Below are 26,237 nucleotides of genomic sequence, written 5' to 3' on the forward strand. Positions count from 1 at the left end.
TGGCCGTGCGACGAACGCGCTCAGGCCCACTGACGGTGCAGGTGCATGGCGCGCACGTCGGTGAGCGAGGCGACCTGGTCGACGACCACGCGCAACGCCTCAGCGTCGTTGCGGGCTGCGTCATGGTCCGCACGCAGCTCAGGGTCCAGCCGGGTCGGGTCCTGCCGATAGGCCGCCACGAGGTCACCGATGATGTCGCGCTCCCCTGCCATGAGCTCGACCCGCTCAACGGCGTTCATGACGAAGTGAGCGGCTGTCGCCTTGAGCACGGCACACTCGGCTCGCATCTCATCAGGGACGACGAGGTCGGCCTCGTGCCGCACGAGGTCGCCCCAGCCATGCCGTTCCCGAGTCGCGATCTCGACGCCATGGACGAAGCGGCCGATGAGCCGTGAGGTCATGTCCTTGAGCCGCGCGAGATCCGCTCGGGTGTTGGCGTATGCCGTGGGCACGGTGTCCGTGGCAATGATGCGTTCCAGCGCCTCACCGAGGGTGTCTCGGGAGAGGTCGGCGGCATAGGCCGCCGACGCGACATCGAGAACCGCGTCGATGTCGGCACCGTCACGCAGCCGCCGGGGGTCGAGCCGACCGGAGGCAATCGCGTCCTCCACGTCGTGGACGGAGTAGGCGACGTCGTCGGACCAGTCCATGACCTCGGCCTCGAACGCCCGCTGCCCCGTCGGGGCACCCGATCGGAACCACTCGAAAACTGGCAGGTCATCGGCATACACACCGAATTTGGCTGTGGGAGAGGGCGATTCACCACGCGACCACGGATACTTGGTGGTCGCGTCAAGGGAGGCGCGGGTGAGGTTGAGTCCGGCTGGGCGTCCGTCTGCGTGGAAGCGCTTCGGCTCGAGCCGGGTGAGGATGCGCAGGGTCTGGGCGTTGCCCTCGAACCCACCGATGTCGGCGGCGATGGCGTTGAGGGCGGTCTCGCCGTTGTGACCGAACGGCGGGTGCCCGAGGTCGTGCGCGAGGCACGCGGTGTCGACGACGTCGGCGTCACACCCGAGGGCGGCGCCGAACTCTCGACCGATCTGGGCGACTTCGAGGCTGTGCGTGAGGCGGTTGCGGATGAAGTCGTCACTGCCCGGCTGGAGCACCTGGGTCTTGGCCGACAGGCGCCGCAGGGAGGCCGAGTGGACGAGGCGGGCACGGTCGCGGGCGAAGTCGTCGCGGTCGGCGCGTTTGTGGGCCGGGTCCTCGGAGACCCAGCGTTCGCGGTCGCCGGCGGTGTAGGTCACGCGACTGACCCTAAACGGTGGAACCCGTCACGGCGTCGCGTCGGCCGCAGCCGCACCAGCACGCTCGACCCACTTGGGCATCTTGCCGTAGCGCTGGCTCGGGATGAGGCGGCCGTGGGCGCAGTCGTCGATGAGTTGGAGGAGCCGCTTCTCGCGGGTCTCCTCACGCTTGGCCGACTCCACCCAGTTCTCCGCGACCTTGCGATAGGAGGCCGTGGCGATCTCCCAGAAGGCCGCCGCCGCCGGGTTGCCGAGCAGCTGGGCGCGCTGGGCCTGGGAGAGCTCGCGGCCGGCTTCGTAGGCGTAGATGCCGCTGCGCTCGGGCGTGCGCTTCTCATAGGCCGCGACGCCGGCCGGCAGCATCTTGCCCTCGGCCGTGAGCCGCTCGACGTGGGCGATGTTGATCGCGCTCCAGATGCTCGTCGACTTGCGGGGTGTCCAGCGCTGTCGCGTCGAGTCCTCGTCGATGCGTTGGGCGACGCTGTCGATCCATCCGAAGCAGAGAGCCTCGGGCACCGCGTCCTCCCACGTGAGGCCCCGGTCCGGTCCGACGTGCTTCTTGCGCAGGCCCATCCAGAGCTCGGTCGCGCTCTCGTGGTTGGCCTCGAGCCACGCACGGAACTCCGCGGCGTCACGGAAGAAGGTGGCCGGACGCTCAACCGAGCCACCCGGCATACCGATCTGGGTCATGCAGGCAGTCTGTCAGCCACCTGAGACAGAGAGCTCTGCCTGCGCGATCTGATCGCGCTGGGCGTCGTTGAGCTCGCGAGACTTCAGCCAGTTCTCGGGGAGGGCGACGATGCGAGGCGAACCGGCACGCCCCCGCTGACCCTCGGCGGGATCGCCGGGCCACGGTGCATCGAGATCCATCGTGCCGATGAGGTCGTCGAGTGCTTGGAGGCCGTCGACGAGGGCGAGCTGGTTGCGCACGGTCGAGCCGGCCGGGAAGCCCTTGAGGTACCAGGCGATGTGCTTGCGTATGTCGCGGCAGGCCCGCAGCTCGTCGCCGTCATAGAAGTCGATCAAATAACGCGTATGCCGTGACAAGGTTTGCGTCACCTCGCGCAAACCGGGCTGAACCCGGGTCGGCGTGCCGGCGAAGGCTGCTGCGAGGTCGGTGAACAGCCACGGTCGCCCGAGGCAGCCTCGACCGACGACGACGCCGTCGCAACCGGTCTGGCGCACCATCTCCAACGCGTCCTCGGCGGACCAGATGTCACCGTTGCCAAGGACGGGGATGGTCGTGACGGCTTCCTTGAGGCGGGCGATCGCGGACCAGTCGGCCTGGCCCGAATACGCCTGTGCCGCAGTCCTTCCGTGCAGGGCGACAGCGGCGACGCCCTCACCCTCGGCGATGCGTCCGGCGTCGAGGTAGGTGATGTGATCGGCGTCGATGCCGATGCGCATCTTCACTGTCACGGGCACGTTGTAGGGGTTGGCCTCGCGCACGACGGCGCTGACGATCCCGCGGAACAGCTCGGTCTTCCAGGGCAGCGCCGCTCCCCCGCCCTTGCGGGTCACCTTGGGAACGGGGCAGCCGAAGTTGAGGTCGATGTGATCTGCGCGATCTTCGGTCACGAGCATGCGCGCGGCAAGACCGGCAGTCACGGGGTCAACCGAGTAGAGCTGCACCGAACGAGGGTGCTCCTCGGGGCCGTGGCTGATGAGGCGCATCGTCTCGGGGGTGCGCTCGACCAGCGCGCGCGACGTGACCATCTCGTTGACATAGAGGCTCGTCGCTCCGCTCGCGCCACCCGCTTCCGAGCCGGCAGAACCGTATTCACGGCACAGGCGGCGGAAGGCACGGTTCGTGATCCCGGCCATCGGGGCAAGGACGACGGGCGACTCGATGGTGTGGCGCCCGATCTGCAGCGGGGGCAGGACGGGCTTGGCGGTGGCTGGTGGGCCGATGGTTTCAGCACTCATGACACCGCAATCTTCTCACTGGTTGACTGTCCTTCATGTCAACGCTCATCACACCGGTCGAGCTCGCGCCCGCCATCGAGGCCGGAACCGTGCGAGTCCTCGACGTCCAATACACGTTGGCCGGCGACGGACCAGCCCTGTATGCCGCAGCGCACCTCGTCGACGCACCTCACCTCGACCTCGACGCCGTGCTTGCGGGGCCGCCCGGTGAGGGCGGCCGGCACCCGCTGCCTGACGCTGACGTGTTGGAGGCCGGTCTGCGAGCTGTTGGTGTGAGCAACGGTGACAGCGTCGTCCTCTACGACCAGTCGACGTCGCTCGCCGCCGCCCGTGCCTGGTGGGTGCTGCGCTGGGCCGGGCTGTCCGACGTTCAGGTGCTCGATGGTGGCCTCGCGGCGTGGCAGGCGGCCGGACTTGCCGTGACGACGGCCATCCCCACTCCACGCGCGGGAGACGTGAGCGTCAGCGTCTGTTCGGTGCCGGTCCTCGATGCGGCGGGCGCAGCGAGAGTGGCACAGGACGGCATACTCCTCGATTCCCGTGCGGGAGAACGCTTCCGGGGTGAGACCGAGCCGATCGACCCGGTTGCCGGCCACATCCCCGGTGCCCGCAACGCTCCGATGGCCGAGCAGCTCGAGGCCGACGGCCGCTTCCGGTCGGTCGAGGAGCTGCGCGACTACTTCACCGGGCTGGGCGTCAACGACGACAGCGAGATCGGCACGTCGTGCGGATCCGGCGTGACCGCCGCCCACACGGCGCTGGCGCTGCACCTTGCCGGGTTCGAGGCCGCGCCCTACATCGGCTCGTGGAGCCACTGGATCACCGACCCCGAGCGTCCCATCGAGATCGGGCCGGGGGCGTGAGGGCGCGTCAGCCGAGGAACTCGACGAGGTCGGCGCAGAAGTCGCGGCCGTCGGTCTGTTGCAGACCCGTGAGCCCGTCAAGGCTGACGAACTGCCCCTCACCGTCGTCGGATGGGTCAGTCGGCGTGCCGCCATTGTCGAACGTGAGGGTGAAGCGAACCATCCCTGTGTCGATGAACGCGAGCGTGCCGTTGTCGTAATACCGGTGGGGCCCGGTCTGCTTCACCTGCAAGCTGAGCGTGCCGTCGCCGTTGTCGACCACCTTCAGGTCACGGTCCGTGCCGGAGTACTCGTCGCGGTAGTTGCGCTCGTTGGCCGGGTTGGTCCAGGTGGTGGTGCCCTTGAACGTGGCTGCTCCGTAGAAGAGCCCTGCCGGTCCCCGGTTGTGACCTACGAAGCTGCCGAATTCTTGGACATGCGCGACGACGACGAACGGCAGGTTGCAGAAGTCCTGCGAGCCTGCACGGTGCACGACCGTGAAATCGTCGTCCCAGTGTTCGGTGAACGGCTGCGCAGCGGATGCAGTCGTGGCGAGTCCCATGACGAGCACCACGGCCATCCCTGCGATGGGCGCGACGCGCCCTCTACGGCTGAGCTTCCTCGTCATGACTCCTCCTGGACCGCTTGTCCCGGAGCGTCCGGAATGCGCGGTCTCTGGACGCTACTGCGGCCCGTTGCCGGCGGGAATGGCCCGAACTGAGGGCGTCCCTGCACCATCGGGCCATCCGCCCGGATCGCGGCGTGGCCAGCGTGGGCCGCACGCTGGCCTCACCGAGCCCGAGCGTCCCATCGAGAGCGGCTCAGGGAGCCAGCGCGACGGTGAGTCCGGGCTTGCCCATCGGTGAACCCTCGTCGCTGTCCGGAAGCGTCGACACGCGGGTCACGGCACCCGTGCCCACGTTCCATGCGAGCAGGTCGCGGCCGTTCCAGCGGATGAGGACCTGGTCGTTGTAGGCCCAGCCCAGCACTTCACAGCACCCCAAGGACACACCCTCGGTGCCAGGCGCCAAGAGGAGCCTGGCCGACGTGACCCCGTCGCGGTCGACGGCGAAGACGCCCTGGAACAACTTGTCGGGCTGCACCTCGTTGGCGAAGACCTCGGCTGACCGGTTGAGGAAACCGCCGGTCGCCAGGCGTCTCTCGGCATTGGTGAAGGTCGTCCCCCAGACCTGACTGAGCACGCGCGGACCACCGATGGTCCTGCTGCCGTTGCCGCCGGCGTCATATTCCAGGACGCGCATGGTGCCATCGTCATCGACCACGACCTTGTGACTGCCGGGGTTCGCACCCACCTCGCCCAACCGATCTGCCGCTCCGGTGGCTGGCGTGATGCGCCACTGACGGGTCCCGGACGACGCGATGACCGACTGTCCATCGGACGTCCACCCGCCTGCCTCGAGGTAGGGGTCGTCCACCGCGAACGTCGTCACCTTGCCCGAGAACGCGTCGAGGACCAGGACCTTGCCGGGCTGAAGGAACATCACGTGCCGGCGGTCGTTGGCGATGGCCGTGACCTCGAGGGGCTCAGAGCTGTTCCCACCCTCATCCACGTTCGGGAAGAGCGTGACGGTGTCGACGAGCATGAAGGGTTTGCTCAGGGTCGGCCTCACGAGTACGGGGCGCATTCCGTCGGGCGTGTTCCTCAGGAGCACCGCACGCACCGGAGCACTGTTGTTGCCGACCTCACTGAGGGTGGGCATGACCGTCTCCGTGCCAAAGGTCAACACTTCGGGGAGGGCGAGCTGGCTCCTCGTGAGGTCATCGATCTTGGGCAATGCGTTGACCTGGCTGAGATCTGGCCCCACCTGAGTCGTCACGGAGAACAGGCTGAAGGTGTTGGGCTCACCGTCGACCGTTGGCGCAAGTGACGTGGGGCGAATCGATGGCGACGGTGCGGGATCTACTCGGCCGGTCGTGGAACCCCGCGGGACGATGACGATCGCCGCGGCGACGAGGGCCACCGCGGCGGCAGTGGCCATCCCGAAGCGGCGCCGCCTCAGCTTCTTCGCCTGGGCGCCCGACTGAGCGGCATCGACGTAGTCCCTTTCGGCCACGGGTTCGGCCGCGTCGAGGAGCGACCCGTCGAGGCCGTCCCCCGCGTGGGCCTGGCTCCGCACGGCGCCGACCGAGATGCCGAGGATCTCAGCCGCCTCGTGTTCGGAGCGGTGCTCGAAGTGGAGCAGGACAGTGACGGCCCGCTGCTTCTGGCTGAGGCGGTCCAGAGCCGGCACATCGTGAGCTCCCGTGTGCCGCAGCCTCATCGCGTCGCGATAGAGGACCGATCGGACGTAGGTGTCCGGGGAGTCGTCCCGGATCTTGCTCCAGCGCGTCGCCAGCACCACGAAGGCATCGCGCGTGAGGTCGTCGGCCACCCGAGGATCGCCGCAGAGGAGGTGCGCCGCGCGCAGCACCTGGTGCTGGCGAGCACGCACGAACTCGGCGAAGTCGTCATCGACCTCGTTTCGCGACGGAGCCACTCCCCCAGTCTCCCAGTACCCAGCAACCCAAGGACCGACTTCGTGCCCCACACGGACACGACTGGGCGGCCTTCGGCCGGCTGGGCGTGTCCGTGCTGGGCACGAAGTCGCACGAAACGGGGTTCCGGCGGGTCGTCAGTCGGTGACGCGGCGGAGTAGCTCGGTGAAGTCGGTGACCTCGTCGAAGCGGTCGGTGAAGCCCGCCTCGCGCTGCTCGTCATTGGCGGGCAGGAAGCCCGAGTGCGCCGACGCCGCACCGGCCGTCACGCCGAGCAGCGCTGCGACAAGTTCGGCGGCGGCGCGGTCGATGCGACGGTCGAGGCCCGGAGTTCCGAAGTCCTCGGTCGCCGCCATGACGCCCGTCGGGACGACCGACGCATGGAGATAGCTGAAGAGCGGACGCATGGCGTGGTCGAGCATGAGCGAGTGCCGTGCCGAGCCGCCCGTGGCGCCCACGAGGACGGGCTTGCCGTCGAGGGCGTTGACGTCGAGGTTGTCGAAGAAGCTCTTGAACAGCCCGCTGTAGGACCCCGAGAACACCGGGGTCACGGCAATGAGTGCGTCAGCACCGATGACCTTCTCGATCGCATCTGTCAGCTCCCCACTCGGGAAGCGGGTGATCATCTGGTCGGCGATGAGGCGCGCCAGGGGCCGCAGCTCGACGACCTCGACGCTCACGTCCTCGCCATGGGCGGTGACGTGGCGTCGGACGGCCTCGGTCAGCGAGTCGGTGAGCAGACGTGTCGAGCTGGGCTCGGACAGTCCGGCGCTCACCCCGACGATGCGACGGGTCATGTCAGACCTCCACTGGGGTTCCGTCGAGGGCCTTGAGGCGCTCGGCGTGGCGGGGTGCCGTGGTCGGCACGTGGGCGGGACGACGTGCGTCCGCGATCTTGCGGAGCTCGGGCACGACCTCGCCACCGAGGATGTCGAGCTGCTCCAGAACGGTCTTGAGAGGCAGTCCCGCGTGGTCGATGAGGAACAGCTGGCGCTGGTAGTCACCCACGTGGTCGGCCATCGTGGCGTAGCGCTCGATGACCTGCTGCGGCGAGCCGACGGTCAGCGGGGTCTCGCGCGAGAACTCCTCGAGCGAGGGTCCGTGGCCATAGACCGGGGCGTTGTCGAAGTACGGACGGAACTCGCGGACCGCATCCTGGCTGTTGGCGCGCATGAAGACCTGCCCGCCGAGTCCGACGATGGCCTGGTCGTGCTTGCCGTGGCCGTGGTGCTGGTAGCGCCGGCGATAGAGGTTGACCATCTGCTTGGTGTGCGACAGCGGCCAGAAGATGTTGTTGTGGAAGAAGCCGTCACCGTAGAAGGCGGCCTGCTCGGCGATCTCCGGGCTGCGGATCGAGCCGTGCCAGACGAACGGGGGTATGCCGTCCAGCGGGCGAGGCGTGGACGTGAACCCCTGCAGCGGCGTGCGGAACTTGCCCTGCCAGGTGACGTTCTCCTCGGTCCAGAGCTGGCGCAGGAGCGCGTAGTTCTCGATCGCGAGATCGAGCCCATCACGGATGTCCTTGCCGAACCACGGGTAGACCGGGCCGGTGTTGCCGCGACCCATCATGAGGTCCATACGGCCGTCGGAGAGGTGCTGCAGGTAGGCGTAGTCCTCGGCGATCCGCACCGGGTCGTTGGTGGTGATGAGCGTCGTCGACGTCGAGAGCACGAGGCGCTCGGTCTGGGCGGCGATGTGCGCGAGGAGGACCGTGGGGTTGGCGGGCGCGGCGAACGGCGGGTTGTGGTGCTCGCCCGTGGCGAAGACGTCGAGTCCGACCTCTTCAGCCTTCCTGGCGATGGCGACGGTGGCCTTGATGCGCTCGTTCTCCGACAGCGTCTGGCCGGTGGTGGGGTCCGTCGTGACGTCCCCGACGGTGAAGATGCCGAACTCCATCTCAGTCACTCCTTGCTAGGTAGTTGAATGTTCATCTACCAGAACAGGTGATCCCGCCGGGACATTCCCACGGGTCACTTCAGGGCGGCGCGAGCGGCGTCGAGGCGCCTCTGGACGGCTACGAGCGCCTTGCGCGCAGCGCGGGCTGCGTTCTCCGCGGCATCCAGATCTGCCTGGGCGGCCTTCATCTCCGCCTCGGCTTCGGCAACCTCCGCCTCGGCCTGACGCCGCACCTTGGCCGCCGCCTTGGCTGCCTTCGCTTCGGCCACTGCTTGGGCGATCTCCTCATCGGTCAGCTCGTCGTCGTCCTCCGGCTCCCCCACTGGCGCCTGGGACGCAGCCTCCGGCTCCACGTCGCGCTTGCCGCCCTTGAGGACCGACATGATCGAGCCCGAGCTCGTGACCCCCACCGCGCCGGACAGGTCGACCTCACCGAAACCGCTGTAGCTCAACGCCCGCGTCAGCTGTCCCGACGCCAAGGCCTGCGCGGCTGTCTCGTCGGCGAGCGCCGCGATCGCCGTCGCGCGGACCTCGTCGAGACCACTGGCGCTGAGTGCGCCGCCTGCCGTCGTCGCCACCTGGGCGACGAGTGCGACGTATGCCGCCACGCTCGCGTCCCGCTCACCCCTCACCGAGGTGAGCACGCTGGCATCCAGACGAGCCTGGGCGGCGCGCATCCGGGCCCCGAGCCCGACGAGGTCGCCAATGACACGCGAGTCCTCGCGGGAGGCGAGATTCATCGCCCACGCACTGACGCTTGGCTTGCGCAGCGTGAGGATCTCCTTGGCCGCGGCCGCGTCGCCGGCGACCTTCGCGGACACAGCCAACGCCTTCCGCGAGGCGACGAACTCACCCAGCGGAACGGCATACACCTGCGCCGCGGCAGCGGCAACGACCTCGTCACTCACTGCGCGGCCCCGGCCATCAGCAGCCGATGAGGCGCTGGGCGAGATATCCCTCGACCTGGTCGAGGGCGACGCGCTCCTGCGCCATGGTGTCGCGCTCACGGATCGTCACGGCCTGGTCGTCGAGGGTGTCGAAGTCGACCGTGATGCAGAACGGCGTGCCGATCTCGTCCTGGCGGCGATAGCGCTTGCCGATGGCGCCGGCGTCGTCGAAGTCGACGTTCCAGTGCTTGCGCAGGGTTGCCGCGAGGTCGCGGGCCTTGGGCGAGAGGTCGGCATTGCGCGACAGCGGCAGGACCGCGGCCTTGACCGGCGCGAGGCGACGGTCGAGTTTGAGCACGACGCGCTTGTCGACACCACCCTTGGTGTTCGGTGCCTCGTCCTCGGCGTAGGCGTCGACGAGGAAGGTCATCAGGCTGCGAGAGAGACCGGCCGCCGGCTCGATGACGTAGGGCGTGTACTTCTCGCCCGTGGTCTGGTCGAAGAAGAGGAGGTCGGTGCCCGAGTGCTCGGTGTGCGTCTTGAGGTCGAAGTCGGTGCGGTTGGCGATGCCCTCGAGCTCGCCCCACTCACTGCCAGCGAAGTTGAAGCGGTACTCGATGTCAACGGTGCGGGTCGAGTAGTGCGACAGCTTGTCGGCGGGGTGCTCGAAGTGCCGCAGGTTGTCGGGGTTGATGCCGAGGTCGACGTACCAGCGGGTGCGCTCGTCGATCCAGTACTGGTGCCACTCGACGTCGTCGCCGGGCTTGACGAAGAACTCCATCTCCATCTGCTCGAACTCGCGCGTGCGGAAGATGAAGTTGCCGGGCGTGATCTCGTTGCGGAAGCTCTTGCCGGTCTGGGCGATGCCGAACGGCGGCTTCTTGCGCGACGTCTGCATGACGTTGAGGAAGTTGATGAAGATGCCCTGCGCCGTCTCGGGCCGCAGGTAGGCGAGACCCTTGTCGTCCTCGATGACACCGAGGTGCGTCTTGAGCATCATGTTGAACTCGCGCGCCTCGGTCCACTGGCCGCGGGTGCCGCAGTTCGGGCAGGCGATGTCGGCGAGCTGGATCGAGTCGGGGTCGACCTGCGCATCCGCAGCGGCCCGCTTGTTGGCCTTGTCGGCGATGGCTTCCTGCATGTGGTCGACGCGGAAGCGCTTGTGGCAGCTGAGGCACTCGGTCAGCGGGTCGGTGAAGGTGCCGACGTGACCGGAGGCAACCCAGGTCTCGCGCGGCAGGATGATCGAGGAGTCGAGACCGACGATGTCGTCACGGCCGATCACCATGGACTTCCACCACTGGCGGCGGATGTTCTCCTTGAGCTCGACACCGAGGGGGCCGTAGTCCCACGCCGAACGCGTACCGCCGTAGATCTCCCCACTCGGGAAGACAAAGCCCCGACGCTTGCAGAGGTTGACGACGGTATCGACGGTGGAGGTTTCCTTGGCCATGGGCGCAAGGTTACTGGCCGCTGAGCACGCTCCTCGCATCGGTTTCGCCGACCGCGATCGCCTCGCGATCCCGTGCGGTCGCCCCGGTCGACCATCGGCGTATGCCGGTTGCTCGCGTAGGCTCCTCGCTCGTGTCACCCCTACGCGAATCCTTCGAGCGCACGAGTGCGCCCATCCTCCAGACGTTGGCCGGCCTCCCCCGCGTCGTCCCGTTCCTCCTCGTCCTCGGACTGATGGTCGCGGGCATCGTCATCGAGGGCTGGGGCTGGATCCTCATCGCCATCGTGACGCTCTTCCTGCTCTGGCTGCTGCTCCTCGGCTGGCCCCGCCTCACGTCGCCCGAGCGCCTCATGCGCGTGGCCGTCGTCGCGATCGCCGCCGCGGTCACCATCACCCAGGGCGTCCCCAACTGACCGTCTTCGTGCCCCGCACGGACGGCGAGCGCCAGCGAGTTGTCCGTGCGGGGCACGAAGACGGAGTGGGGACAGGACGGCGAGCGCCAGCGAGTTGTCCGTGCGGGGCACGAAGACGGAGATGAGACCGGACGGCGAGCGCCAGCGAGTTGTCCGTGCGGGGCACGAAGACGGAGATGGGACCGGAGTTGACAATCATTCTCAACTGAGTTGAGAATGATTGTCATGAAGCGTTTCCTCCTCGCCCTGCCGATCGTCGGCGCCCTCGCTCTCAGCGGCTGCAGTGGCTCGAGTGACACAGCCGGGACTGCCGACGGCACCATCGCCGTCACCGCCGCCTTCTACCCCTTGGCGTATGCCGTCCAGCGCGTCGGAGGCGACCACGTCACCGTGACCAACCTGGCCAAGCCCGGAGCAGAGCCCCACGATGTCGAGCTCACCCCGCGCGACGTCGTCAACGTCGGGAAGTCGGCGCTCACGGTCTACGAGCACGGGTTCCAGCCCGCCGTCGACGACGCGCTCAAGCAGGTGGACACGGCCAAGACCCTCGACGTCGCATCTGCCGTCGACCTGACCATCGAGGCCACCGACGACGGGCACGAGCACACTGGTGACGATCCGGCCCACCGGGGCGTCGACCCGCACTTCTGGCTGGACCCGGTGCGCTACGAGAGCGCCGTCAAGGCGATCGCAGCGAAACTCAGCGAGGTCGACAAGGCCAACGCGGCGGCATACGCGGCAAATGCGGACACGTTCGTCGCCGAGCTGACCACGCTCGACCAGGAATTCGCGACGGGACTCAAGACCTGCACCAACCGCGACCTCGTCACCGGGCATGCGGCCTTCGCCTACCTGGCCGACCGTTACGACCTGCACCAGGAGGGCATCGCCGGCGTCTCCCCCGACGCCGAGCCGAACGCGGCCACAATGAAGGAGATCGTCGAGCACGTGCGCGAGCACAAGGTCACGACGGTGTATGCCGAGACGCTCGTCAGCAAGAACCTCACCGACACGATCGCGAGGGAGACCGGCGCCTCCGTGGCCGTCCTCGACCCCATCGAAGGTCTCACTGACGCATCGGCCGGCAAGAACTACCTTGAGGTCATGCGCTCCAACCTCGCGACGCTCAAGAAGGGTCAGGGCTGCCAGTGACCGCCGCCCCCCTCATCTCCCTGCGGTCGGCGTCCTTCGGGTATGCCGATCGCAAGGTCGTCGACAGCGTCACCCTTTCGCAGGGACCTGGTGAGGTGATCGCCCTGCTCGGCCCCAACGGCTCCGGCAAGACCACCCTCATCAAGGGCCTCCTCGGACTCTCCGACCACCTCGGCGGAGAGGTGTCGCTCTTCGGGACCCCCCTGGCACGCTTCCACGACAAGCCTCGCATCGGCTATGTCCCGCAGCGGCATTCGCTGTCTGCGTCGGTGCGCGCCACCGTCCGCGAGATCGTGGAGACCGGTCGGCTGCCCCTGCGTCCCTGGTGGCGACCGGCAAACGCCACAGACTCGGCGATCGTCGACGAGGCCCTCGACGCCGTGGGTCTGCGTGACCGCGAGCGCGAGGACGTTGCGTCGCTCAGTGGCGGCCAGCAGCGCCGGGTGCTCATCGCCCGCGCCCTCGCGGCCCAGCCCGACGTCCTCGTCATGGACGAGCCGACCGCCGGGGTCGACATCGCCAACCAGCGGATCCTCGCCGATGTGCTCGCCACGTTGGCAGCGCGCGGAACGTCGATGCTCATCGTCACCCACGAGCTCGCCCCCCTCAAGAGCGTCGTCACCCGGATCGTCTGCATGAACGGTGGGCACGTCGACTTCGACGGTGCGCCCGCGGCATACGCCGCAGGCCATCGTGGTCACGAGCTCGGCGACGGCCACCACCATGACTCGCCCGTCACCGACGAACGCGGCACGGGACTCGCGGCGATCGTCACCGACACCTTGCCCCCACGGAAGGCGCGGTCATGAGCGACCTCCTTTCCCTCGACTTCATGCGGCAGGCGCTCATCGCCGCCGTCCTCGTCGGACTGGCCGCACCGCTCGTCGGAGCGTTCCTCGTCCAGCGACGCATGTCCCTCATCGGCGACGGCATAGGCCACGTCGCCCTCGCCGGTGTGGCCGTCGGGATCCTCACGGGTTCGATGCCCGTGCTGACCGCGTTGGCTGCGGCGGTGGCCGCTGCCGTGGGTGTCGAGCTGATCCGCGCTGCCGGCCGCACGAGCGGCGACATCGCGCTGGCCGTCATGTTCTACGGCGGCATCGCGCTCGGCGTCGTCCTCATCTCGAAGTCGTCGGCGACCTCACCCGGCAACCTGACGGGCTATCTCTTCGGCGCGATCCTCACGACGAGCCGCGCCGACATCGTCGTGTTCGCCGTGCTCGCGGTCGTCGTGGTCGGGGTCACCTGGGTGCTTCGCCACCGGTTCTTTGCCGTGGCCAACGACGAGGAGTACGCCCGAGCTGTTGGCCTCCCGGTCATGGGCTACAACATCGCGCTGTCGGTGCTCACCGCCGTCACCGTCGTGGTGTCGATGCGGGTCGTCGGTCTGCTCCTCATCACGGCGCTGATGATCATCCCCAACGCCACGGCGCAGCTCGTGTCGCGCAGTTTCCGGAGCAGTCTCGCCTGGGCCTCGCTCATCGGTGTCGCCTCCAGCGTGAGCGGCGTGATCGCCTCGTTCTACGCCGAGACGCCCTCGGGCGGGACGATCGTGCTGCTGGCCATCGCGACCTTCCTCGTCGTGAGCGTCATCAGTGGACTCGTGACCCGCGCCAAGCGCGCCGCCCACGAGCGCGCGGAACGCCACGAGCACGAGCACGGTCCCGTCTGCGGTCACCCCGCCATCCCCCACCAGGACCACGTCGACTACCTCCATGACGGGCACCGGCACGCGCCGCACGCCGACCACTACGACGAGCACGACGGCCACGCCCACGACGGGCACACGCACGCACCCCACCAGGACACCGAGGAGGTCTCTCGATGACGACTGCTTCCACCGATCACGGCACCGCTGGCAGCTCGCGCCGACCCACCCGTCAGCGGGCGGCGCTGGCCGAGCTCATGGCGGCGACGCCGGAGTTCGTGTCAGCCCAGGACCTGCACTCCAAGCTGCAGTCCCGCGGCGACTCCGTCGGTCTGGCGACGGTCTATCGCAACCTGCAGGCCATGGCCGCCGACGGTGACGTCGACGTCCTGCGGACCGATGACGGTGAGTGCGTGTATCGGTCCTGCGCGACCGATGCGCACCACCACCACCTCGTATGCCGCGAGTGCGGGCGCACGGTCGAGGTCGAGGGGCCAGCCGTCGAGAAGTGGGCCGCCGAGGTCGCGCGCCAGAACGGCTTTGCCGACGTCACCCACACCATCGAGCTCTTCGGCACCTGCACCTCACACTGACGCAGCGTCCCTCGCGGGATCTGCGCGGTTCGCGCCGGCCGCGCACATCGTGACCATCCGCGCTCCCATGGGTGCGCGGCTGAGCAGCTTCTGCGCGGCGGGCGCCAGCCGCGCAGAAACTCAGGGCACCTCCGGCGAAGCCTTCCCCTGTTGCCCGTCGCCGGACGCCTCGGCGAGATCGATGGCGCCGCCGTAGCGGCGGTCGCGGTCGGCATAGATCTCGATGGCTCGCCACAGGTCGCGCCGGTCGAAGTCCGGCCACAGGGTGTCCAGGAAGACCATTTCGGCGTAGGCGCTCTGCCACAGCAGGAAATTGCTCGTGCGCTGCTCCCCCGACGACCGGACGAAGAGGTCGACGTCGGGCATGTCCGGCTCGGGGAGATAGCGGGCCAGGGTCCGCTCGTCGACGTTCCTGGCCTTGATCCGACCCCGGGCGACGTCCTCGGCCAGCGCCCGCGCGGCGTCACCGAGCTCGGCCCGCCCGCCGTAGTTCACGCAGAAGTACAGGGTGAGTCCGGTGTTGTGCCGGGTCAGCTCCTGGGCGATCTCCAGCTCCTTGATGACCGAGGACCACAGTCGCGGCCGCCGACCGACCCAGACCATGCGCACGCCCCACTCGTGGAGCTGGTCGCGCCGCCGCCGGATGACGTCGCGGTTGAAGCCCATGAGGAAGCGGACCTCGTCGGGCGAGCGCTTCCAGTTCTCGGTCGAGAAGGCGTAGGTCGACAGGTGCGTCACTCCGGCCTCGATCGCGCCCGCAACGACGTCGAGCAGGGCGCCCTCACCCGCCTCATGACCCTTGGTGCGAGGCAGTCCGCGCTGGTTGGCCCAGCGTCCGTTGCCGTCCATGACGATGGCGACGTGGCCCGGAACCTGTGCCTGGGCAAGGGGCGGCGGCTGCGCGCCACTGGGGTGAGCGAAGGGGCGGCTGGTCACCGCTCCACCATACGGAGCGAGCGCACCCCGTGTTCGAGGTGCCACTGCAGGAATGCGGTGGTCAACCCACTCCCCTCCCGTCGGTGGCGCAGGTCGGAGGCGTCGGCGATGAACCAGTCACCCGCGAGCAGTGCCGCAAGCAACCGGAGCGTCTCTGGCGCGGGTGCCGCCGACCCGGGCGGGCGGCAGGACGAGCAGACCGCACCACCGGAGACGATGTGGAACGCCCGGTGCGGCCCCTCGGCCCCACACTTCGCGCAGTCGTGGAAGCTCGGTGCCCAGCCAGCAATCGCGAGCGCCCTCAGGAGGTAGGCGTCGAGGACGAGGTTGGGGTCGTGCTCCTTGCCTGCGAGTGACCGCATCGCACCCGTCACCAGCAGGTACTGCTGCAGCGCCGGCTCGCGTTCCTCCGTCAGTCGGTCGCAGGTCTCGAGCACCGCACTCGCTGCCGTCCACACGTCGTAGTCGCGCGAGATGACATCACCCCACGACTCGAGGGTCTCTGCCTGGGTCACCGTGTCGAGGTTGCGCCCCTCGTAGCACTGGAGGTCGACGAGCATCCCCGGCTCGAGCCGCGCGCCGAAACGGGACTTGGTGCGCCGCACGCCCTTGCCCACCGTCCGGACCTTGCCCAGGCCGCGGGTGAGCACCGTGATGATGCGGTCTGCCTCACCCAGCTTGTGGGTGCGCAGCACGATCCCTTGGTCACGGTAGAGCGGCACGTGCCATTGTCTCCCGCCGCTCTGACAATCCGCGTATGCCGTGCCGCCCGTCGCGCCTACCGTCTTGCCCGTCAGCCCCACCAGAACGACGTGGCGATGACGCAGTAGAGCGCGATGAGGGTCGCGCCCTCGAGCCACGTCGACTCACCGTCGAAGGCAATCAGCGCCGTGAGGATCACCGCAAGCAGCAGCGAGATGATCAGCATCGGCGCGAAGACCAGTGTGAGAGCGCCAAATCCGAAGAGCACCGACACGAGGACGAGCACCGGTGCCAGGACGAGTGAGATCTGCAGCGGTGAGTTGAGCACGACCGAGAACGCGTACTCGGACTGACCCTTGGCTGCGAGCTGGACCCCGACGACGTTCTCGATGGCGTTGCCCGCGATCGCGACGATGACCAGACCCGCGAAGGCCTCCGAGACGTTGAGTGCCTCCATCGCCGGCTGCAACGCGACGACGAACCAGTCACTGACGAACGCCGAGGCGGCACCCGCCACGGCCAGAAGGCCCACCGCCAGTGCCACCGGCCAGCGCGGCTCCTCGTGGTGGCTGGAGGCGGCGTCGTCGGTCGTCGACTCCTTGCGCAACGAGAACGGCAGCGAGAGGGCGAAGAGGATGAGGAGCACCACCGAGACGATGACGGAGAAGGTCTTCTCGTGGTCCTCCACCGGAGCGTGCACCCAGTGGGCCACCGACGGGATCGCCATGGCCGTGACCGACAGGAGCATCAGGACGAGGATGGTGCGAGCTCGCTCGGACCCCAGCTTCTGCGTTCCGTTCTTGAGCCCGCCGACGAGGAACGCCAGCCCGAGCACGAGGAGGAGGTTGGCGAGGATCGAGCCGATGAGCGCTGCTCGCACGACCTCGTTGAGGCCGGCCTTGAGGGCGAAGATGCAGATGAACAGCTCAGGCAGGTTGCCGAGCGCCGACTGGAGCACCCCGGTGGCGCCGGGTCCGAACCGGTCGCCCAGCTGCTCCACCGAGCGTCCGACGAGCGAGGCGAGCAGGCAGACCGCGGCGGCCGAGACGACGAACGCCAGAACGGCGTTGAAGCCCCCGAAGTGAGCCACCCCAGCCGCTGCAATCGCGACGAGTGAGCCGACGAGGATCACCTTGTCGGAACGGACGAACGTCGGGGAGGCCACTGCGGTCGACATGCCGAGCAGGCTAGTGCTCCGGAGGCAGGAAATACGGACGGCGAGCGGCATCTGCGGGGAGTCCTCCCCATGTACGCGCAGACCGGGCACTTCTAGGTTCGTTGCGGCAGAGGCCATCCAGGCATCGAACGAGGGGTAGAACCATGTGTGAACTTCACGACCAAGCAGGCGACCACGACCACGACTCACTCACGCAGACGCCGGACGTGGGTCGGCGCACGCTCCTGCGCGGCGCCGGCGGTCTCGCCCTCAGCGGCGGTCTCGTCGTCGCCGGAGCGAGCGCGGCACACGCCGCCACCTCGCAGAACGGTTGGCCGGCCAGCAGCAGCGCGAGCGCCATCGGCATCACAGCGCTCACCGTGTCGGGCCACAGCTTCCCGGCAGGCGTCCGCGGTGGACAGGTTCACACGATCCTGGGCTACGTCGCGCGCCGCTTCCACAGTGAGGTCGAGGCCCTGGTCACGCCCGGCTGCTGGGGCTACAACTACCGCGTCATCTCGGGCAGCACGAGCCTGTCGAACCACGCCTCCGGCACGGCGATCGACTGCAACGCGCCGCGACACCCACTCGGCGCCTCGGGCACGTTCTCGTCGGCGCAGGTGAGCCGGATCCGCTCGATCCTCACCTACTGCAACGGTGTCGTGCGCTGGGGTGGCGACTACTCGGGCCGCAAGGACGAGATGCACTTCGAGATCAACGTCCGCCCCGGCGACTCGCGCATCGCACCGCTCGTGGCCAAGATCGGGGGCACCACCCCTGCTCCCACCATCGCGTGGTCCACCGTGAAGTCCGGCGCCACCGGCTTCCGCGTCACCACCATCCAGCACCTGCTCAAGGCCCGCGGTCAGTCACTGACGGTTGACGGCGTCTTCGGTTCGGTCACCGTCGGCAAGGTCAAGGCGTTCCAGACCTCCCGCAGCCTGCTCGCGGACGGCGTCGTGGGACCCAAGACGTGGGCCGCCCTCGTCGTCACGGTGAAGTCCGGCTCCTCCGGCCAGGCCGTCATCGGCGCCCAGAAGGCACTGACCGCGCGTGGATACACGTGCACCGCGGACGGCGTCTTCGGCTCGGTGACGGTCAGCAAGGCCAAGGCCTTCCAGACCAGCCGCGGTTTGCTCGCCGACGGAGTCGTCGGTCCGGTCACGTGGGCCAAGCTCACGATCTGAGTCATCTCCAGACGATCCGCTACGAGATCACCACGAACGCCCACGACCGCTCCCGCAACCCGGGAGCGGTCGTGGTGCACACGGCACACCCCGGTGTTCTGCACTAGAACACACGTTCGATTCTTTGGTAGGCTCGGCGGCATGGCCGCAGCGCTGCAGCACTCACTCTTCGACACCGGTGACGCCATCGACCTCGGGGCGCTCGCCCCGAACCGCACGATCCTGTCTCGCGGGGCATGGGTCGACTACCAACCGAGCTGGCTCACGGGCGCCGACCTCCTCTTCGACACGCTCCACGACGACGTGCCGTGGAAGGCCGAGCGCCGCGAGATGTACGAACGCATCGTCGACGTGCCCCGCCTGCTGAAGTTCTACGAGGAGGGCGAGGTGCTCCCCCACCCCGTCCTCATGCAAGCGCGAAAAACGTTGTCCGACACGTATGCCGGTGAGCTGGGTGAGCCCTTCGTCACCGCCGGGATGTGCCTCTACAGGGACGGACGCGACTCCGTCGCGTGGCACGGCGACCGGATCGGGCGGGCCAAGGACCAGGACACGATGGTCGCGATCCTGTCGGTCGGTTCTGCTCGATCGCTCATGCTGCGGCCTCGTGGGGGTGGTTCGTCGCTCGGCTTCTCGCTGGGACACGGCGACCTCGTGGTGATGGGTGGCTCGTGCCAGCGCACCTGGGACCACGCCATCCCCAAGACGAGCAAGCCGGTCGGGCCAAGGATCTCGATCCAGTTCCGGCCCCGCGGAATCCGCTGACGAGGGCAGTGGCGAGATCTCGCCACATTGCGTCATTTCGCGTGCATGGAGGCCGAGCACCTGTCAGCATCAGTCCGTTCGTCACCGATCAAGGGGATCCTCACGTGTTTCGTCGGCTGTGCTTTGTCCTGCTCTGCGCCATGCTCTCGCTCTGCGCGGTCCCCTCTCTCGCGAACGCCGCACCGGGAGACGTGACCATCACGGCGCCCGGTAGCGATGGCGAGGACCCCACTCCGCTGATCCAGGGCACCGCCGACCCGAGTCCCCCGGTTCACGTCGTGATCGACGGCGTCGAGGTCGCGGCGGTCACGCCCGCGGCCGACGGGGCCTGGGAGTACCAGGTGACCGAGCCGATCGCGCCCGAGACGTCGATCAACATCGACGCCATCATCCGCGACGAGATGGACACCCCCCTGGGGTCGGCATCCCTCTCCTACTACGTGTGGGAGGAGCTGTCCGTCATCACGGTCCAGTCACCGTCGCAGGGTGACGCCATCGGGCCGTACTACGCCGTGGACGCAGCAGTCACTCACCTGGCATTTCTCGACGACACGATCCGCCTCCTGTTCGACGGCCAGCCCGTGACCGACCCTCGCGTGGTGCGTGACGACATCGAGGGCTATCTGCAACTGCAGGTCGAGGACGCCCAGTTCACCGACGGCCCGCACACTCTGCAGATCGTGGCCGAGGACCGCCACGGCCGTGAGGTCCAGTCCGAGGTCATCGACGTGGTCGCTGATGCCACGCCTCCCGGAGCCATCGTCATCACCTCCCCCCGCAACGGTGAAGTGATCACCGACCGGACGCCGACGTTCTCGGGCACAGCGGATGCGGGCACCGAGGTCCGGCTCGCCTTCGAGGGCAGCGGCGAACCCCTCTGCGACGCGATCACCGACGCCTCTGGTCACTGGGCCTGCCAGCCGACCGGCCACGGAGCCGAATGGTTTGCCTCCATGGAGGGCAAGCGTGGGGACGTCACCATCTTCGCCATCTCCCGCGATGCCGTCGGCAACCTCTCGTTCACGTCGCTCGCGTTCACGGTGGACTTCCGCAAGCCTGCTGGCGGCACGGGGACGACCACCCCCAAGCCGACGCCGACCACCTCCTCACCGAAGCCCACGACGAAGCCGACGGTGAAGCCGACACCGTCCGCGACCCCGGTGGGTTCTGGCGACGGTGCGACCAACGGTTCCGGCACGCCACCGCTCGCCCAGACGGGCGCCTCCCCCGCTGTGCCGCTTATCGTGGCCGGCGCCCTGCTCTTCATCGGCTTCGGCCTCCGTCGGCTCTCGGGCTTGCGACACCGCGCATAGCTCTCTCAGCGCGGAACGCGCTGGCGATTGCTCTGGACACAGACCTGCCCCCGGCTGGCAGGATCAGTCCGTGCAGGAGTCGCGGACCCACGAGTCGGACACCCGGAAGCTCGACGTCCGGTTGCTCACGGCGATCGCCGAGATGCGCGAGGCCGACCTCCTCCTGCGGAAGGTCTGGGGAGCCGGGCCCGGTGACGACGCCCCGTTCACCGTGGACACGATGCGGGCCCTCTCGCACACGGGCGGCTACGTCGCGGCGGCCTTCCTGGACGACGAGATGGTCGGCGTCGCCGGAGGCTTCCACGCAATCTCCGGTCCGCTGCACTCGCACGTCGCCGGGGTGATCCCGGGCTTGCAGGGCAAGGGAATCGGCCTGGCGATGAAGCAGCACCAGCGCTCCTGGGCGGCCGGCCACGGCATTGCCTCGGTGTCCTGGACCTATGACCCCCTCATCCGCCGCAACGCCTACTTCAACCTTGCCCGCCTCGGCGCACAGGCGGTCGAGTACCTACCGGAGTTCTACGGAGTCATCAACGACAGCATCAACGCGGGTGACCTCACTGACCGGTTGTATGTCGACTGGCCGGTGGCTGAGGGCGCGCCGGCCGAACTCCCGCCGCTGGAGTCCTTCGAGGCCGTCGTCGACGTCACCGGCACGCGACCCGTGACCCCCACGACTGAGCCGACCGAGTGGGCGCCGCTCGTGCGATGCGCCGTCCCCGCCGACATCGAGGCGCTGCGCCGCACCGACCCGGATGCGGCGCGAGCGTGGCGCCTGGCCGTACGTGCCGGACTGCACGGCGCCATGGCTGCCGGCTACCGGGTCGTCGGCTTCGACCGATCGGGCTGGTACCTCCTGCAACGCCCCGACTCCGACCACACCGACACCCCACGAGAACGCTGAGGCCACGATGAAGATCGAGAGAGTCGAACTCCGCGAAGTCGCGCTGCCTCTGGTCACGCCGTTCCGCACATCGGTGGGCAGTCAGGACCACCGCAACGCATTGCTCGTGCAGATCACGACGGCCGACGGGGTCATCGGCTGGGGAGAGTGCGTCGCCGAGGACGATCCGTACTACTTCGCGGAGTACCTGTCCGGCGAGCAGGAGGTCCTGCGCCGCTGGCTGGTGCCGACACTCGCGGCCGAGTCGGACCTGCGCGCGGCCCACGTCCCGGGACTGCTGCGGTCCCTGCGCGGGCACACGATGGCGAAGGCCGCGATCGAGATGGCCGTGCTCGACGCGGAGCTGCGGGCCCTCGGGGTGTCGCTGGCGAGGCATCTCGGCGCCGTTCACACGTCCGTCCCTGTCGGCGTCTCGGTCGGAATCATGGACACCCTCGACGCCCTGGTCGACGCTGTCGACGGCTACCTCGTCGAGGGCTATGTCCGGGTCAAGCTCAAGATCGAACCGGGCTGGGACCTCGAGCCGGTGCGCCTCATCCGCGAGACCTTCGGACCGGACCTCGACCTGCAGGTCGACGCCAACACGGCCTACGGACCCAACGACATCCCCTACCTGCGTCGACTCGATGACTTCGGACTGGTCCTGATCGAGCAGCCCTTCGACCCCGATGACCTCGACAGCCACGTGCGACTGGCTGCCAGGGTCGACACCCCGATCTGCCTCGACGAGTCGATCCGGTCGGCGCGGGACGCCGCCACGGCGTTGCGGATCGGCGCCTGTTCGATCGTGAACATCAAGCCCGGACGAGTCGGTGGCTACCTCGAGTCCCGCCGGATCCATGACCTCTGCCAGGCAACGGGCGTGCCGGTGTGGTGTGGAGGGATGCTCGAGACCGGGATCGGCCGTGCAGCCAACCTGGCGCTTGCAGCGCTGCCCGGCTTCACGCTCCCGGGCGACATCTCCGCGACCGCTCGCTACTACGAGCGCGACATCACGGCGCCGTTCGTGCTCCACGAGGGCCGACTGGCAGTCCCCGACGGTCCGGGCATCGGCATCGAGCCCAACCCCGACGACCTCGAGGCAGCAACGACTTCGGTGGACGTCCTGACGTTCTGAGCGGCGCGCCACGAGGACTCATGGCATTTCGCTCGCCGCGCGCTGGGGCGCACTCAGTGCCAGACTCATCGTGTGAACAAGTTACGTTTGCCGGCTATTCATCGGGAAATTGTTTCCACCACACTCCGCCGCGGTGGACTTCTCGACATGCCCGCCTCCTCGCGATCGACCCGCTCTCGCACCTGGAAGGGCCTCGTCGCTGCGACGATCGCCCTCCCCCTCGGCCTCCTCGCTCCGACCGGAGCCCAGGCTTCCCCCACTGGCCCTGACGGCGATGGCAACGCCCCCGTCACGGCCGGCGTTGATCCGTCAGCCGGGCGAATCGCCGCTGGCAGCTCCAACGTCAGCGAGCCGAGAATCGTTGCGCCGCAGGCGAATCAGACCAACGATCGCCTCTGGCTGAGCGACGTGACCAGGCCGGTTGCACCCGCGGTGTCGCTGCGCTCCTTCGAGTGGCTCGATGCGGGCGGGTTCATGCGTGGCGACCTGCTCAAGGTCGACCTGGCCGCGGGTTCGGTGAAGCCGGACTACATCAACTCCGGCAAGGTGGCGTTGGCGACCCCACTGACGGAGCAGGCCGAACCTCGCCGCGCCGTGGCGGCTGTCAACGGCGACTACTTCGACATCAACAACTCGAGCGCCCCCGAGGGCGGCGCCAAGCAACTCGACGGCACGGTCGTCAAGGGCCCGAACCCGGGCCACAACTACGCGCTCGGGGTGGGCGACACCAATCTCGGCCAGATCACCTCGATGTTCCTGCAGGGCAGCATCTCCCTTCCGACTGGATCCATCCCACTGGACGGCCTCAACCAGACCACCATCCCCACCAACGGAGTCACCGTCTTCACTCCCCTCTGGGGTGACTACACCCGAACCCGTGTCACCGGCGGAGCGACGAAGGTCCGCGAGGTCGTGACCCGCGGCGGCGTGGTCGAGTCCGTCGCCACGGTCGCCGGTGAAGGACAGCTCGACAAGGACCAGCTCGCCATCGTCGGACGCGGCGCCGGAGCGGACACACTGGCTGCCCTCAATGTCGGCGACAAGGTGTCCGTGGACTACGCCCTGCGCAACGAGGGCGCCAACCTCAAGATGGCGATCTCCGGCAACACGATGCTGCTCAAGGACAACGTCGTCCTCCCCCAGACCGACAAGGCCATCCATCCGCGCACCGCCATCGGTTTCGACGCGGACGGTTCCACGATGTTCGTTCTCACGGTCGACGGCCGCATGGCCGCCTCTCGGGGCATGACCTACGCAGAGACGGGCGCGTTCCTCAAGGAGGTCGGCGCCACCTCCGGCATCAACCTCGACGGCGGCGGGTCCTCGACGATGCTCGCCCGAGAGGCTGGCGAGACCGACCTCGACGTCGAGAACCAGCCGTCCGACGGGCACCTGCGTCCCGTCCCCGATGGCGTCGGGCTGTTCGCCGCCGCCGGCTCCGGACAGGTGCGCGGCCTGCGTCTCATCACCACGTCCGACGAGGAGAACGTCGACCTCCTTCGCGTCTTCCCCGGCTTCACTCGGCAGCTCTCTGCCCTGGGACACGACGAGACGTACGCACCCGTGGCGGCCTCACCGGCATACCGGGCGCAGGGGAACGCGACCATCTCGACAACGGGACTGCTGCGCGCGAGCGCACCAGGCGACGTCGTCGCCACCGCGGAGATCAAGGCCCTCAAGGAGACCCTCACGCTCACCGTGCTGGGACCGCTGGCACGCTTGCGGCCCAGCGTTGACAGGGTCTCGATCCTCGACCCCGCCGAGGCCTCGACCTTCCGCGTCGTCGGGGCTGATGCCAACGGTTTCGAGACTCCGCTGGAGACCGGCAACGTCACGCTGGACTACGACAAGGCACTGGTCGACGTCACGAGCGAGGGTGTCGACTTCACCGTCAGGGCCAAGCCGGGTGTCACCACCGGCGCCGTCGTCATCAAGGCCACCGCCAAGGGCGTCGTCACTCACATCCCGGTCGCGATCGGCTCGGTCAGCACGACCCTGAGCACCTTCGATGACGCCGCGACGTGGCGCTTCACCCAGGCCCGCGCGGCTGGCTCGGTCGAGCCAGCACCGGGTCGCGAGGGCGGCACCGGCCTGAAGATGAACTACGACTTCACCCTGTCGACGGCCACGCGGGTCGGCTACGCCCGACCGGCCACGCCGATCACGATCACCCAGGGCCAACCGCTCGCGCTGGGCGTCTGGGTCCTCGGTGACGGCAAGGGTGCGTGGACGTCGTTCGGCATCAGCGACGGCGAGGGCAAGGCCGCGTCGCTCTACGGGCCCTACATCACCTGGACCGGTTGGAAGTACATGGAAGTGCCCGTCCCGCAGACCCTCCCCGGACCGGTCACACTCAATTTCGTGGCGGCCATCGAGACGGGCGCGGCCCGCTCCTACACGGGCGCCATCGTCTTCGACGACCTGGTCGTCAAGACCGCTCCGCCCGTGAGCGGGCCTGACGTCCCGGTCGTTCAGGACCCGGTGGTGCAGCAGCACACCGCCCTCAGCACGACCGGTGAGCAGTTCAGCTACGCAGTGATGTCGGACGGTCAGTTCACGGCAGACAACCAGTCGCTCGTGCCGGCCGTGCGTCGCACGATGCGCGAAATCGTCGCCAGCACACCGGATTTCGTCGTCATCACCGGTGACCTCGTCGACACGGGCTACCCCGCCGACTTCGCGCTGGCCAAGAAAGTCATCGACGAGGAGCTCACCGCCAAGGGGGTGAAGTGGTACTACCTCCCGGGCAACCATGAGATCTACGGCCCCGGGTCGACGAGCAACTTCAGCGCCGTCTTCGGGGCGACGCACCACAGCTTCGTCCACAAGGGCACGCGCTTCGTCCTGCTCGACTCCTCCACGGGCACACTGCGCGGCGGCGGGTTCGACCAGTGGCAGATGCTGCGGTCGGCCCTCGATGACGCCACGACCAACGACGCCGTCAACGGTGTTGTCGTCGGCTGGCACCACCCGCCGCGCGACCCCAGCCCCGTCAAGGCATCGCAGATGCTCGACCGGGTCGAGGCCCAGACCGTGGAGAACTGGCTGTCCGACTTCCGCGCCAGGACCGGCAAGGGTGCGCTCTTCGTCGGTGGCCACGTCGGTGCCTTCTCCGCAGGGCGCGTCAACGCCGTGCCCTACGTCATCAACGGCAACTCGGGCAAGGCTCCATCGACCTCACCCGACGAGGGCGGCTTCTCCGGGTGGACCACCGTTCGCATCGACCCCGAGGCGCCTCGCACCCCAGCGCCCAAGCTCTATCGCGTCGACCCGGCCGACCCCGGCCCTCACCCGTGGGCACGCGTCCAGATCCGTCCGCACGTCGACGAACTCACGGTGAGTATGCCGCCCCTCACCGTGGGTGCCTCGGTGCCCGTCACGACCACGGTCACCCAGGGCACGCGCACCTTCCCGCTCGCCTATCCGGTGAGTGCGTCGTGGAGCGGTGAACGGGTCCACGTCGGAACGGGACCGGCCCCCGCAACTGCTGTCGCGGCATACTCCCCCGCGACCGGGAAGGTGACCGGCCTGCGGGCCGGAACGGGCACGCTCACGGTGACCGTCAATGGCGTGAGCCGGACGGCCACGGTGACCGTCGGCTGAG

Annotated in this window: 24 protein-coding genes; 12 read left to right on the plus strand and 12 right to left on the minus strand. The window is 68.4% G+C overall.

Annotation, left to right across the window (positions count from 1 at the left end; all coding sequences use genetic code 11):
* Positions 1-20: 20 nt before the first annotated feature.
* From JNB_RS04685 to dusB, 3 genes are read right to left on the minus strand one after another with little or no spacing between them, the layout of a single operon-like run.
* The gene (locus tag JNB_RS04685; protein WP_009775264.1) at positions 21-1,247 is read right to left on the minus strand and encodes a deoxyguanosinetriphosphate triphosphohydrolase; all 1,227 of its coding nucleotides are present in this window, start codon (positions 1,245-1,247) and stop codon (positions 21-23) included.
* 27 nt (positions 1,248-1,274) lie between these two features.
* A complete protein-coding gene (locus JNB_RS04690) occupies positions 1,275-1,937 on the minus strand; it encodes a YdeI family protein (protein WP_009775265.1) in 663 nt (220 codons plus the stop codon).
* Between the two features lie 12 nt (positions 1,938-1,949).
* Positions 1,950-3,173, minus strand: a complete 1,224-nt coding sequence (gene dusB / locus JNB_RS04695) for a tRNA dihydrouridine synthase DusB (RefSeq protein ID WP_009775266.1) — start codon at positions 3,171-3,173, stop codon at positions 1,950-1,952.
* Positions 3,174-3,208: 35 nt separating this feature from the next.
* Here dusB and JNB_RS04700 point away from each other — a divergent pair, with 35 nt between their 5' ends.
* Positions 3,209-4,036, plus strand: a complete 828-nt coding sequence (locus JNB_RS04700) for a sulfurtransferase (RefSeq protein WP_009775267.1) — start codon at positions 3,209-3,211, stop codon at positions 4,034-4,036.
* 7 nt (positions 4,037-4,043) lie between these two features.
* Here JNB_RS04700 and JNB_RS04705 read toward each other — a convergent pair whose 3' ends face one another.
* The 6 genes from JNB_RS04705 to JNB_RS04730 form a co-directional block, all read right to left on the minus strand.
* Positions 4,044-4,643 (minus strand): hypothetical protein, encoded by a 600-nt coding sequence (locus tag JNB_RS04705; protein ID WP_148232312.1) that lies wholly within the window; start codon positions 4,641-4,643, stop codon positions 4,044-4,046.
* Positions 4,644-4,836: 193 nt separating this feature from the next.
* Positions 4,837-6,513: a sigma factor-like helix-turn-helix DNA-binding protein gene (locus JNB_RS20270; RefSeq protein ID WP_009775269.1), complete on the minus strand. Its 1,677-nt coding sequence runs from the start codon at positions 6,511-6,513 to the stop codon at positions 4,837-4,839.
* 135 nt (positions 6,514-6,648) lie between these two features.
* A complete protein-coding gene (locus JNB_RS04715; RefSeq protein WP_009775270.1) occupies positions 6,649-7,308 on the minus strand; it encodes an FMN reductase in 660 nt (219 codons plus the stop codon).
* Position 7,309: 1 nt separating this feature from the next.
* Positions 7,310-8,407: an LLM class flavin-dependent oxidoreductase gene (locus JNB_RS04720; protein WP_009775271.1), complete on the minus strand. Its 1,098-nt coding sequence runs from the start codon at positions 8,405-8,407 to the stop codon at positions 7,310-7,312.
* A 74-nt stretch (positions 8,408-8,481) separates the two neighbouring features.
* A complete protein-coding gene (locus JNB_RS04725) occupies positions 8,482-9,315 on the minus strand; it encodes a hypothetical protein (RefSeq protein ID WP_009775272.1) in 834 nt (277 codons plus the stop codon).
* Between the two features lie 16 nt (positions 9,316-9,331).
* Positions 9,332-10,747: a glycine--tRNA ligase gene (locus JNB_RS04730; protein ID WP_009775273.1), complete on the minus strand. Its 1,416-nt coding sequence runs from the start codon at positions 10,745-10,747 to the stop codon at positions 9,332-9,334.
* Positions 10,748-10,878: 131 nt separating this feature from the next.
* On the opposite strand from JNB_RS04730, the gene JNB_RS04735 reads away from it, so the two are divergent.
* From JNB_RS04735 to JNB_RS04755, 5 genes are all read left to right on the plus strand, one after another.
* Positions 10,879-11,160 carry a DUF6703 family protein gene (locus JNB_RS04735; protein WP_009775274.1) on the plus strand — a complete coding sequence of 94 codons (282 nt, stop codon included), beginning with the start codon at positions 10,879-10,881 and terminating at the stop codon, positions 11,158-11,160.
* 225 nt (positions 11,161-11,385) lie between these two features.
* Entirely contained in the window at positions 11,386-12,312 is a 927-nt protein-coding gene (locus JNB_RS04740; RefSeq protein ID WP_009775275.1) for a metal ABC transporter substrate-binding protein, read from the plus strand.
* Positions 12,309-13,121: a metal ABC transporter ATP-binding protein gene (locus JNB_RS04745; protein ID WP_009775276.1), complete on the plus strand. Its 813-nt coding sequence runs from the start codon at positions 12,309-12,311 to the stop codon at positions 13,119-13,121. Before JNB_RS04740 ends, JNB_RS04745 begins: the two co-directional genes overlap by 4 nt.
* Positions 13,118-14,140, plus strand: coding sequence for a metal ABC transporter permease (locus tag JNB_RS04750; protein ID WP_009775277.1), 1,023 nt, complete (start codon positions 13,118-13,120; stop codon positions 14,138-14,140). Before JNB_RS04745 ends, JNB_RS04750 begins: the two co-directional genes overlap by 4 nt.
* Positions 14,137-14,553, plus strand: a complete 417-nt coding sequence (locus tag JNB_RS04755) for a Fur family transcriptional regulator (protein WP_009775278.1) — start codon at positions 14,137-14,139, stop codon at positions 14,551-14,553. The genes JNB_RS04750 and JNB_RS04755 overlap by 4 nt, the downstream gene beginning before the upstream one ends.
* A gap of 120 nt (positions 14,554-14,673) precedes the next feature.
* Here the strand turns inward: JNB_RS04755 and JNB_RS04760 are convergent, their stop codons facing one another.
* From JNB_RS04760 to cax, 3 genes are all read right to left on the minus strand, one after another.
* On the minus strand, positions 14,674-15,489 hold the full coding sequence (locus JNB_RS04760; RefSeq protein ID WP_009775279.1) for an isoprenyl transferase: 816 nt from the start codon (positions 15,487-15,489) through the stop codon (positions 14,674-14,676).
* A complete protein-coding gene (recO, locus tag JNB_RS04765) occupies positions 15,486-16,211 on the minus strand; it encodes a DNA repair protein RecO (protein ID WP_009775280.1) in 726 nt (241 codons plus the stop codon). Before recO ends, JNB_RS04760 begins: the two co-directional genes overlap by 4 nt.
* 71 nt (positions 16,212-16,282) lie before the next feature.
* Positions 16,283-17,368 (minus strand): calcium/proton exchanger, encoded by a 1,086-nt coding sequence (gene cax / locus JNB_RS04770; RefSeq protein WP_009775281.1) that lies wholly within the window; start codon positions 17,366-17,368, stop codon positions 16,283-16,285.
* Between the two features lie 143 nt (positions 17,369-17,511).
* On the opposite strand from cax, the gene JNB_RS04775 reads away from it, so the two are divergent.
* From JNB_RS04775 to JNB_RS04800, 6 genes are all read left to right on the plus strand, one after another.
* Entirely contained in the window at positions 17,512-18,534 is a 1,023-nt protein-coding gene (locus JNB_RS04775; RefSeq protein ID WP_009775282.1) for a peptidoglycan-binding protein, read from the plus strand.
* A gap of 141 nt (positions 18,535-18,675) precedes the next feature.
* Positions 18,676-19,299 (plus strand): alpha-ketoglutarate-dependent dioxygenase AlkB, encoded by a 624-nt coding sequence (locus JNB_RS04780; protein ID WP_009775284.1) that lies wholly within the window; start codon positions 18,676-18,678, stop codon positions 19,297-19,299.
* Between the two features lie 104 nt (positions 19,300-19,403).
* Positions 19,404-20,612, plus strand: coding sequence for a hypothetical protein (locus JNB_RS04785; protein WP_148232313.1), 1,209 nt, complete (start codon positions 19,404-19,406; stop codon positions 20,610-20,612).
* A gap of 70 nt (positions 20,613-20,682) precedes the next feature.
* On the plus strand, positions 20,683-21,516 hold the full coding sequence (locus tag JNB_RS04790; RefSeq protein WP_009775286.1) for a hypothetical protein: 834 nt from the start codon (positions 20,683-20,685) through the stop codon (positions 21,514-21,516).
* Positions 21,517-21,523: 7 nt separating this feature from the next.
* On the plus strand, positions 21,524-22,633 hold the full coding sequence (menC, locus tag JNB_RS04795) for an o-succinylbenzoate synthase (RefSeq protein ID WP_009775287.1): 1,110 nt from the start codon (positions 21,524-21,526) through the stop codon (positions 22,631-22,633).
* Between the two features lie 147 nt (positions 22,634-22,780).
* Positions 22,781-26,236 carry a phosphodiester glycosidase family protein gene (locus JNB_RS04800; RefSeq protein ID WP_009775288.1) on the plus strand — a complete coding sequence of 1,152 codons (3,456 nt, stop codon included), beginning with the start codon at positions 22,781-22,783 and terminating at the stop codon, positions 26,234-26,236.
* Position 26,237 lies beyond the last annotated feature (1 nt).

The sequence above is a fragment of the Janibacter sp. HTCC2649 genome, from assembly GCF_000152705.1.
GTDB lineage: Bacteria > Actinomycetota > Actinomycetes > Actinomycetales > Dermatophilaceae > Knoellia.

Bases quoted from the DNA above. Each gene is read 5' to 3' on its own strand.
- JNB_RS04690 (WP_009775265.1), bottom strand. From the start codon at position 1,937: ATGACCCAGATCGGTATGCCGGGTGGCTCGGTTGAGCGTCCGGCCACC.
- dusB (WP_009775266.1), bottom strand. From the start codon at position 3,173: ATGAGTGCTGAAACCATCGGCCCACCAGCCACCGCCAAGCCCGTCCTG.
- JNB_RS04700 (WP_009775267.1), top strand. From the start codon at position 3,209: ATGTCAACGCTCATCACACCGGTCGAGCTCGCGCCCGCCATCGAGGCC.
- JNB_RS04705 (WP_148232312.1), bottom strand. From the start codon at position 4,643: ATGACGAGGAAGCTCAGCCGTAGAGGGCGCGTCGCGCCCATCGCAGGG.
- JNB_RS04715 (WP_009775270.1), bottom strand. From the start codon at position 7,308: ATGACCCGTCGCATCGTCGGGGTGAGCGCCGGACTGTCCGAGCCCAGC.
- JNB_RS04720 (WP_009775271.1), bottom strand. From the start codon at position 8,407: ATGGAGTTCGGCATCTTCACCGTCGGGGACGTCACGACGGACCCCACC.
- JNB_RS04730 (WP_009775273.1), bottom strand. From the start codon at position 10,747: ATGGCCAAGGAAACCTCCACCGTCGATACCGTCGTCAACCTCTGCAAG.
- JNB_RS04740 (WP_009775275.1), top strand. From the start codon at position 11,386: ATGAAGCGTTTCCTCCTCGCCCTGCCGATCGTCGGCGCCCTCGCTCTC.
- JNB_RS04750 (WP_009775277.1), top strand. From the start codon at position 13,118: ATGAGCGACCTCCTTTCCCTCGACTTCATGCGGCAGGCGCTCATCGCC.
- JNB_RS04755 (WP_009775278.1), top strand. From the start codon at position 14,137: ATGACGACTGCTTCCACCGATCACGGCACCGCTGGCAGCTCGCGCCGA.
- cax (WP_009775281.1), bottom strand. From the start codon at position 17,368: ATGTCGACCGCAGTGGCCTCCCCGACGTTCGTCCGTTCCGACAAGGTG.
- JNB_RS04775 (WP_009775282.1), top strand. From the start codon at position 17,512: ATGTGTGAACTTCACGACCAAGCAGGCGACCACGACCACGACTCACTC.
- JNB_RS04780 (WP_009775284.1), top strand. From the start codon at position 18,676: ATGGCCGCAGCGCTGCAGCACTCACTCTTCGACACCGGTGACGCCATC.
- menC (WP_009775287.1), top strand. From the start codon at position 21,524: ATGAAGATCGAGAGAGTCGAACTCCGCGAAGTCGCGCTGCCTCTGGTC.
- JNB_RS04800 (WP_009775288.1), top strand. From the start codon at position 22,781: ATGCCCGCCTCCTCGCGATCGACCCGCTCTCGCACCTGGAAGGGCCTC.